Source organism: Acanthopleuribacter pedis, from assembly GCF_017377855.1.
GTDB classification, from domain to species: Bacteria; Acidobacteriota; Holophagae; order Acanthopleuribacterales; family Acanthopleuribacteraceae; genus Acanthopleuribacter; species Acanthopleuribacter pedis.
Map to the genome: position 1 here is coordinate 52,657 of NZ_JAFREP010000038.1, position 9,942 is coordinate 62,598.

At 60.3% G+C, this 9,942-nt stretch carries 4 protein-coding genes; 3 read left to right on the forward strand and 1 reads right to left on the reverse strand.

Going from position 1 to position 9,942, the window contains the following annotated elements; genetic code table 11:
- Positions 1–68 precede the first annotated feature (68 nt).
- The 3 genes from J3U88_RS28875 to J3U88_RS28885 all read left to right on the forward strand — a co-directional run bounded on the left by J3U88_RS28875 (position 69) and on the right by J3U88_RS28885 (position 6,915).
- Positions 69–3,167, forward strand: a complete 3,099-nt coding sequence (locus J3U88_RS28875) for a CHAT domain-containing protein (protein ID WP_207862492.1) — start codon at positions 69–71, stop codon at positions 3,165–3,167.
- Between the two features lie 71 nt (positions 3,168–3,238).
- A complete protein-coding gene (locus J3U88_RS28880) occupies positions 3,239–4,237 on the forward strand; it encodes a hypothetical protein (protein ID WP_207862493.1) in 999 nt (332 codons plus the stop codon).
- 239 nt (positions 4,238–4,476) lie between these two features.
- Entirely contained in the window at positions 4,477–6,915 is a 2,439-nt protein-coding gene (locus J3U88_RS28885; RefSeq protein WP_207862494.1) for a zinc metalloprotease, read from the forward strand.
- Between the two features lie 54 nt (positions 6,916–6,969).
- Here J3U88_RS28885 and J3U88_RS28890 read toward each other — a convergent pair whose 3' ends face one another.
- Positions 6,970–9,846: a WD40/YVTN/BNR-like repeat-containing protein gene (locus tag J3U88_RS28890; protein WP_207862495.1), complete on the reverse strand. Its 2,877-nt coding sequence runs from the start codon at positions 9,844–9,846 to the stop codon at positions 6,970–6,972.
- Between the last annotated feature and the right edge of the window lie 96 nt (positions 9,847–9,942).

The window sequence follows — 9,942 nt, forward strand, 5'->3', positions numbered from 1 at the left end:
AATGCTGAAAAAACGGTAAAGTAAAAGTAGAATTTTTATGCAGATCAACCACGAAACAAGGCGGAATCATGGAAACCCGCGTTATTCGCGACTTTTCCCCGCGGATTTGGGGAGATGTTACGCGGTTCACCCTGCTCGCGGTTTTGCTGCTTCTACTCGGTTGCACTTGGAGCGATCCCGCCGCCACCGAACAGCAGCGTTTTCAGCAGCGCCTCAACGAATTGGCCGCGGGTAACTGGCCGGTGGCCGGCCGCCTCGCGGGGGTGCGGCAAAACGGGTTGCGGCGCACCGCCACCGCCGACCCCGTACAGCTTGCCGCGCTGCGCTTGAAGTGGGCCGAATCAGCGAATGAAAGCCAACGTGGTTGTGCGGCCCTGTTTGATTTACTTGCCGGGAAACCCGAGGCCGTTTTGGGCGAATCCTCGCTTGGCGCCCAACAACAACAGGCGCGCGATGCCGACGACCTCAACCATCGCGTGGTCGCCCTCATGACGCGGGGGGCTGAACAAGAGAGCTGGTTATCGTGGCATAAGGCCTTGGAAGCCCTGGAAATCGGTTTCGCCCGCGGCTTCGATTCCCCGGCCTTACAGACCAATTACGCGCTCGTCCTGCAACAACTGTGGCTCAATCAAGACGCCGAAACCCAATGGCGCAAGGTGTTGGCCGACGAAAGAGATCCGATCTGGCGCGATGCTGCCGCGACCGCCTTGGCCGATTTGGAAGAACGCAAACGCCTCGGTTCACCCGCCGAGCACCGCGCTCGCCTGGCACGGGCCTTGGCCGAGAACGATTCCGCCGCGGTAGCCGCCTGGACCCGACAATTTCCCGGCTTGGCCTGGCAATGGCTCGAACAAAGCTTGCTGCTGCCCGACCCAAATCACGGCGAATCGGCCGCTCGGGCGCGGGCCGCCGCGGTGATCGTCCACGATCCGGCGCGGTTTCGGGTTTGGGGTGATCTGCTGGCCGAACTCGCGGACAGCGGCACCGTGGCGGAACAAGCCTTGCGTGACCTGCGCGCGCTCAAAGCGGTCGAGGACGGCGACGACGAGCAGTACATGTGCGGGGTATTGGCCGCCGAGGCCGTCACCGCGCGTTTTCCAGAGGGTTCGGTCTTCTCCGTGCTCGCCCGCTTTTACCTCGCCCGGTGCTTCTACTACCTCAATCAAAAAGCCGATGCCGCTCAGCAGGCCGAGTGGGTCGACGGCCCGACCCGTGTCTTGGGTTACCCCACCTTGACGGGCAAGAACCTCGGCCTGCGCGCTATGCTGGCCGGGCAGCGTGGTGACTGGGCGCGTTTCTATTCGCTGCACCGCGAGGGTCTGCGCCTTTTCAAACATTTGGGAGACCGCCGCAACATCAGCCATTTCCGCGATTCCGTGGCCGACAGCCTCCATTTCTTCGGGCAGGAACGGCGTGCCTTGGAACAACACACCGCCATCCTTTCGCAATCCGTGTTTTATGCCCGGCCCAAACGTCGGGCGCTGTTGTACAGTGCTGTTGCCCAGGGTTTGCTCGCCGAGGGCTTGCCCCACGCCGCCGAACGTTTTGCCCAAACCGCCGCGGTCTACCTGGACCAACAACACGATTGGTTCGAGTGGTATCGTGCCCGGCGCGAGTTGGCGCGTTGTCGCCGCCAGAAAGGGGACCTTGACGCGGCGCTCGCCTTGCTCGACGACACGCTTGGGGTCCTGGCCCGGCACGGGGGGGATCATTGGGCCGTTCAAAACGAGGCCGAATTACTGGCCCAGCGGGGTCATTACCGCTTGGCCGCCAACCGTTTGGAAGGGGCTCGCGCGGATTTGACCCGTGCACGGGGCCTGTACGAGGCCGACCAACAGCAGGGCCCCAAGATGTTTCGGATCGGCGCCGCCCTGGCCCGGTGCGCCAGGGGACTGGGTGACGACGCCGCCGCCTTGCGTTACCTGCGCGAAGAAGTTGACTTGATTGAGGCGCGGCGACCCCGAGCCGTGGATGAAGTTAAGGTCGGTTTTTTCGACGCCGTGCGCGCGGTTTACGACGATTTAATTCAGCTGCATCTGGACCGCGGCGAAAGCGAGGCCGCCCTGCAGGCCGCCGAACGCGCGCGGGCCAGGTTCCTGGGTGATCGGGTCGACAACCCCACGGGGACGCTTGATCCGGCCCGGGTTCAATCAGCACTCAAACCCGGCGAAGCGCTGCTGTTTTACCACGTTTTAGCGGATCGTCTCGCCGTCTGGGTGTTCACCCCCCAAACGCTTGAACACCGGGTTGTGCCCCTATCCGAAACCGATGTCGCGGCTTTGGTACGTCTGGTTGCAATAGCGCGAAAGCCTGGCCAAGTCCCTGCCGTCAATCGACACAACCACCGGCTTTACCAGTGGTTGTTGGCGCCGACCCGCGAAGTCTGGGCGGAGGCGACCACACTCCTTTTCGCTCTCGACGGCCCCTTGTGGCACCTTGCGCCCGCGGGTTTGCGCTTACCCGACGCGCGGGGTTACTTGGTGAATCGGGTTGAGGTCGCCGTGGTTCCCTCGCTGACCATGTTCCAATTCTTGCGGAAGCAAACACCGCGGCCCTCGACCAACCCCGCGTGTGTGGTGGGCAATCCTCGTTTCGACCGCCAGTTGTGGCCGTTGTTGCCCTTACCCCACGCCGCGCAAGAGGCGCGTCAGGTCGCCGACCGTCTCAATGGGACGCCGCTGATTGGCGCGGCCGCCACCGCCGAAGCCTTTCTACGCGGTGCCCGCGACGCGCGCCTGATTCACTTTGCCGGGCATGCCGTCGTGCAACCGGCCGATCCCTTGCGTTCCTATCTCTTGCTCTCGCCCAATCCCCACACCGGCTCGGGTGGGACCCTCAGCGCTGCGGACCTCTTCGCCCTAAATTTACCCCAGACCCAACTGGTGGTGTTGTCCGGCTGCGATACCGGCGGCCCCCACCAATCGCGTTCCGAGGGCGGCGGCAACCTGGCGCGCCCTTTCTTGACGGCGGGGGTGCCCTCGGTGCTGGCCACCCTGGCCCCGCTCCCCGACGACGAAGCGACCGTTGCATTTATGAACCGGTTTTACGATGGCTGGTTGGCGCAAGGTGACCCCGGTCGGGCTTTGCGTGCCGCCCAAATTGCCGCGATTGAAAACGGGGTTCCCGAAGAAATTTGGGCCTCCTGGCAACTTTTCGGCATGCCCTGAGGGGAATTTTTCCCCTTGGTCTGTCTCCTCGGATGTAGCTTGCAAAACAACATCCTTCAAGGAGAGAAAACATGCCTGATTCCTTTCTGGGATTGGATCGGCGGCGCATGGCCGTGCCGTCGGGAACCCAATCCGTCCTCAAGATTTTTATGGCTGATTTGCTGTGCTTTGCACCTGCCGCCGATGGTCGCTCGCTCCAGGTGTTGGCCCCCAATACCCCGGACGGCGACCAAAAACACGAACCCATCCTGTTTCTCGGCAACGCGCAACGGAGTTCCGGTACGACCAGTCTGCGATGGGGGCCGGAAGGCTGGCCCCTGGCGGGCTGCACCTTACGCGTGGAAAACGCCTTGGGCGGTCTCGAGCTCAACACCACGCCGTTAAACGGCTTAACCGTTCCGACGCAAAACGCGACCAGTTTGGCCTGGTTGGCCAACCTCAGCGAACTTCACGGCAACCCTTGCCGGCTCATGGCTGAACCTTTGGCTGTCGCGGCCCGCTTCCCAATCACCCAGGGCCGCATTACCGTTTGCGAGCACAGCGTTCATCACAAGGGTAACCAGATCCGCAAGATTCGTTTTAACCGAATCAACCAAGCGAACACGCCCGCCGCGGCAGTCCCCCGTTGTTATGGGACCATGGTTTTGGCTGAAATCCCCCTGTCAGGTGAAGAAGTCGTTTTGTCACGCACGCCTTTTGACGGCGCCCCGGTGGAGCGGCTTGTGCTCAAGAAACAGGCCGGCGAAAAAGAGATTGTTCTGGCGTTCGCCAATTACGGTGCCGCGGCTTCCTCGGACCCCCATTCCGAAAAAAATCACTTTCAGCACTACTATCAAATGGTGGAGACCTCGAGTACCAAAGTGTTTGTTCCCAGCGAAGATCAAAGAATGGTGAACAAAACCAGGAGCTTGCCCGCGACGCAGCCCTTTGTCCATCCTGTTCTGGCAAACCTGGCCAATCGTCTGGCGCCGATCCATACCGCCGATGCATCGACCAGGGCAAGCATCACCGTTCCCGGCTACAGCAAAAATTGTTTGCCGATTGTGGTTGATCCACCCGACGGCGGCTAATCGGGCAAAAAAGGCGCGTTTGTGATCCTTGCGAGGGCATGGGGAGTGTCACCCTTTTCCCTAGGTACGCCGAAACCAGGAACCCGCCTAACCCAATAACCCCTTAAAACCGGGATCGCCTACCGCCCGGACCTTTACCCACGCCAACCTCGGTTTCCTTCTGAGAAACCCAAGGCATGTCTGTGCCTTCAATCAGCCCGCACGGGGTGCGGGTTCACCTTCTAAAAAAGGGGATAATTATGGTTTCAGAACGCAAAAGCGGTCTCTACGCCGGGACCATCGGCCGCTACCATTTTGAACTTCGTCTCGATGTAGACGGAGATTTTCCGCAACATCAAGTCAGCCTCACCTTGCGCAATCACTTTCCCGCCCACTGGATTGCCGAACTCACCGCCGTGGGTGAAAGCGTTTGGGACGGTGCTATTTGGTTTCGTCACCGCGCCGCGGAAACCCTCACCGTGGCCGGCGAAAAACCCGACGGACTCAAAATTCGCTGGTCGGCCGGCCCCGAGCGCGTCCAAGTTGTGTGTGACTTTGTACGCGAAGGGCGTCATCTGGCCCGGCTCCAGCTTCCTTTTGTCGGGGTTCACCTTCACGATGTGGAATTTGAGCTTGATTTTGAGGAAGGCGTTGCGGTCGTCACCGAGGTGGATGTAGCCGCCCAGACGCCCGGTTTACCACCGCGACCCTTGGACCTGATTGAGGTCTTTGACGCCGTGGGTATCGCGGCCTCCTACAGCAACGGTGCCAATCAAATCGACAGCAATTTATCCGGTTTCGATGCGGCTTGGACCGAGGCCGAGCTCCACGACGCCATGCTGGAGGAATGGTCGCGCCGGGACGGCACGCCTTGGTCGATGTGGGTGCTTTCGGCCAAGCGCTACCGCGATTCACCCGACGGTGTGATGCTCGGCATTATGTTCGACGACATCGGCGACTATCACCGCAACGGCTGTGCGGTGTTTAACGAATCCATTGAATCCCAGTACAACCGGCAGGGACCGCAAGCGGTTCGCCGTGCCCAATTCCGAACCCTGGTCCACGAGATCGGTCACGGGTTCAATCTGGCCCATTCCTGGCAAAAAGAGGCGGCCTTCTTTGGGCGCGGCTGGCATCCCGGTCTTCGCAACGAGGCCGATGTGCCCAGTTTCATGAATTACCCCAGCGAATACACCAACGGCGGCTCGGATGGTTATCACCGCGATTTCAACTTTGAATTCTCCCAACAAGAGATTCTGTTCATGCGCCATGCGCCCGAATCTTTTAAAGCCATGGCCGAGACGTCTTGGTTCACCGATCACGGAATGCGCGCGCAGGTCTTGTGTCCGCGTGAACTCGAAGCCGGCTTGCCGGACCGCACTTTTTCCCTTGAAATGCGTGTCCATCGGCCACATCCCGTTTTTGAATTTATGGAAAACGTGCAGGTCGAATTGAAGTTGACCAATCGCAGCGCCACCACCTTCTGGGTTCCGTCCGACTGCCTAAAAAACAACCGCTCGCTTTTGGTGGATGTGACCCGTACCGGCGGGGCTACCAAAACCAAACGGCATTTCGTCCAATATTGCTGTCGGTCCGCCTTGGTGCCGCTGGGGCCGGGCGAATCCTTATACGCACCCTTGAATGTCGCCCACGACAGTGAGGGCTGGTTGATGGATGAACCGGGGCGTTACGATGTCAGTGTTTCCCTTGATTTTGAGGCCTGCATCCCCGCGCGACGGGCCCTGGCCTGCGTTTCCGCTTCCTTCACCCTTTTCGTCCAGGCGCCACCCGCCAACCTGCGCAAAACCGCTTACCGTCTGGCTCAAGACTACTTCCACAAAGATGTGGGCCGGGTCTACACGGTCGGTGGCACCCGTTACCTGGATCACGTGAACGCGGTGTTTGCCGAGGTGTGCGCTCAGATGAAGGGTTCCAATCCGGCGCTCCAGGCGCGCGTGACGGGTTCGCTCCCCAAATGGGAACCCTTTAAAACCATCGAACGCGACCAAAAGGGCGCGCGCTTGAAAAAAGCCAAGGTCGATGTGGCCGAACTGGCGGCCTTGCAAAAAGAGGTCTTGACGGGTGAGGCCGGGTTGGCCGCCGAGCGGGTTTTGGGGCATATCCCGTTTGCCGAATTATGTGCGCGTGCAAGCCGGGCCTGGTCCCAAGCGCGCGAGCCGGGTAAGGCTGCAACCGTGATGAATGGTTTGGCCGAGGCCTTTACCGCCCACGCGGTCACGCTGCCCAAAGCAACCGCCCTTGGTTTCGAACAAGCCCGCCGGCGCGATAGCGGCGAAGAGGATCGCGCCCTTCCTTTTCCCGCGGGTTCCAATCAGGCAGCGACACCGGTCATCGACAAAACCTTTAGCTTGGCGCAGGGCGATGTCTTTTCGCTTTCCTTTGTGGAAGAGGGCGGTGAAAACCAATGTTCCGTGGCGGCGACGTTGTGGTGTGATCTTCGGGAAATCGGGCAATGGTCGGATATTGATTTTTCCGCGGGGGACGCGCACTACACGATGGGCCGAGACAAGGCGGTGTTGGTTGAAGTGATTGCCCGTTTTTTCAGCCCAACCGCCAAAATCGCGTTAACGGCGCGCAAAGAAGCCGAGGGTGGGGCGTTCTTCCAGAAAACCCTGGATGACGGAAGGCGCGCTTATTATTTCCTGTTAAATCCCAAACCGGCTGCGGCCAAAAAGTAAGCTGCCGTAACCAAACAAAGGGACGCGTGCGTCGTGCACGCGTCCCGGTTTTGCTTAGCGCGGGGATTCTTTGATGGTGAAGGCTTTCTCCACCGTTTGGCCGAAGCCTTTGACCACCAGCGTGTAATCGCCGGCGACCGCGTAGGTTTGGCCTTCTTGACCGCGGTGCCACACCACTGCTTTCTCCGCTTCTTCGTCTTTGTTTTTCTTTTTCTTCTTTTTCTTTTTGGGTTGCTTGGTTTCGGTCTCAACGCTGACGCTGTAGGGCCAACCCAAGGTTTGCGGGCCTTGGACCACCGCGTGTTCCTTGCGGTAAACCACCTGATCGCCGTGTTTCACTTCCACGGTGACCGTACCCGCTTCCTTGGCGTAAAGCGGAATGTCCCAATGGTCCGGCTCGTAGTCGTCGCCGACCCAAGCCCAAGGCAAATAACCCCAGCCAGGAGAGAAGGTTACTTCGCTTTGCTCGAAGACGAAGAGGGCCTCGTCCAGGGTGTTTTCCTTCAGCTCGCCAATCCAGTTTAGGGGCAAGGTGAAAATCGAGCGGCCGTGGGTCGCCACAATTAGCTCGTTTTCGCGGGGATGGATTTCCATCGCATATACCGGCACGTTGGGCAGGTCGTTTTCGTAGGGCAGCCAGGTTTTGCCTGCATCGAAGCTGACCCACAGACCGAGGTCCGTGCCCAGGTACAGCGCCTGTTTGTTTTTGCGGTCTTGACGGATGACGTTACAGGGTTCGTCCGGCAGGTTTTCCGTCAGGTCGCGCCAGGTTTTGCCGTAGTCGTCCGAGGCGAACACGTAGGCGCGGAAATCGTCGTTGCGGTAACCGGTCAGGGTGACAAAAACGCTGCCCGCATCATGGGGTGAAATTTCAATGCCGGACACCCACAAACCTTGGGTGATGGTTTGGCCGATTTCCGCCCATTCCGCGCCGCGCGTGATCCACAGGCGGCCGTCGTCCGTACCCGCGTACAGCGTGCCGAAGGCGTGGGGCGATTCGCGGAGGGCCGTCACCGTGGCGAACGGCACGTCGCCCGTGCCTTCGCTGGGGTTGGTGGTGAGGTCGGGGCTGATCTCGGTAAAACTTTCGCCGCGGTCCATCGACCGCAAGATGCGGTTGCCGGCCATGTACAAAATGTCGTGGTTGTGTTGGGACAACACAATCGGCGTCATCCAGTTGTAGCGGTAGGCCGGTTCTTTGAGGCGGTGACGGGGGAAAATCGTAAGCGGTGCGCCGCCTTGGGTATTGATGCGGCGGTAGTTGCCGAATTGGTAACCCAGGTACACCGTGGCGTTGTCGCGGGGATCCACCTGAATGAAGGCGCCGTCACCGCCGCCCAGTTTGCGCCAGGAGGCGCTGTAGCGATCTTGTTCGCGGCTGGGGCCCATCCACACGCCGTTGTCTTGCAGGCCGCCGTAGATGTTGTAGGGCGTGGCCATGTCGTAGGTTACCGTGTAGAACTGACCGACCGGCAGCGTGTTGAAGTGCTGCCATTGGTCGCCGCCGTCCCAACTGATGTTGACCCCGCCGTCGTTGCCCAACACCAAATGATTGGGATCGTAGGGGTTGATCCACATCGCGTGGTGGTCGACGTGGACGTTGGGGCGCAGGATGTTTTTGAAGGTTTTGCCGCCGTCGGTTGTTTTGAGCAGCGGCACCGCGCCGATGTAGACCGTGTTCTCATCGCGGGGGTCGGCGAACACCGTTCCGAAGTAATAACCGTAACTCCAGGCAAAATCGGGGATGGGTTCCGCGTGGGTTTTGCGCCAGCTTTTGCCCGCATCGTCGGAGCGGTAGAGTTCCACGCCCAAGACTTCCACGTCGAACATATCCGCGTTGCCGTCCGCCATGAGGTAGGCGCGCAGGTCGTCCAGCGCAATTTCGTCCGCGGTCAGTTGCTCGCGCACCGTTTTGGCCGTGATCTCTTCATGGAAGCCGTTGCCGCGCAGGAAGCGGTCGATCACCTTGTCGGAAAGCGCCAAAAAGGCCGCCTCGTCCATGTCGCGCAGTTTTTTGCGGGTCAGTTCTTGGTATTCGGGTTTGGGATTGGGATTGGGGTTTTGGTTGTCGACCGCCGCGTAAACCACGTCGGGATTGGCCGGTGAAATCGCCAAGGCGATGCGGCCCATGTTCTCGCCGACGGGCAGGCCCTCGTTGACCTTGGTCCAGTTATCGCCGCCGTCTTCGGTGCGGTAAAGCGCGGAGCCGGGACCGGCTTCTACAAAGTTCCAAGCCGTGCGCGAGCGTTCCCAGGCCGCCGCAAGCAAGACCTTCGGGTTGCGGGGGTCCATCTGCAGGTCGATTACGCCGGTGTTGTCGTTGATGTACAGGACCTTTTCCCAGGTGGCGCCTTTGTCGCGGGTACGGAACACGCCGCGCTGCGCGTTTTTGCTGTAGAGTCGGCCGATGACGGCTACGTAGACCGTGGCCGGATCCGTGGGGTCTACCAGGATTTGGCTGATGTGATGGCTGTCGGTCAGCCCTTTGTGGGTCCAGGTCTTGCCACCGTCCTCCGTGTGGTATACGCCGGTGCCCGCGTAGGAACTGCGGCTCGAGTTTTCTTCTCCGGTGCCCAGCCAAATTTCATCTGAATTGTTGGGGTTCACGCCGAAATCGCCGATGGTGATACTTGCGCCGCGTTCCCACAGGGGCTCCCAGCTGCTGCCGGCGTTGGTGGTACGCCACAGGCCGCCGCTGGCGTAGGCGACCAAATAGGTGTGGGGTTGACCGACAAAACCGGTCAGGTCGACAACGCGACCGCTCATGGCGCGCGGGCCGACGGACGTGATGGGCCAGCCTTCGAAAAAGGTCTGTTCAGCCAGCTTTTGGCGCGCCTCGTAGGCGGCCATCCTTGCCTCGGGGCTGGACGGTTCCGTCGTTTGTTGGGGCGAGGCGAATAGCATGAGCAACAAGAGATACATGGGCGACATGAGGTGTTCCTCCGCGGATGAGTTAAAAATTGGGGATCCAGGCATCGCGTGATGGCTTGACCGGCCGTGGTGACGTTCGGAAAACAAAAGGGCCGG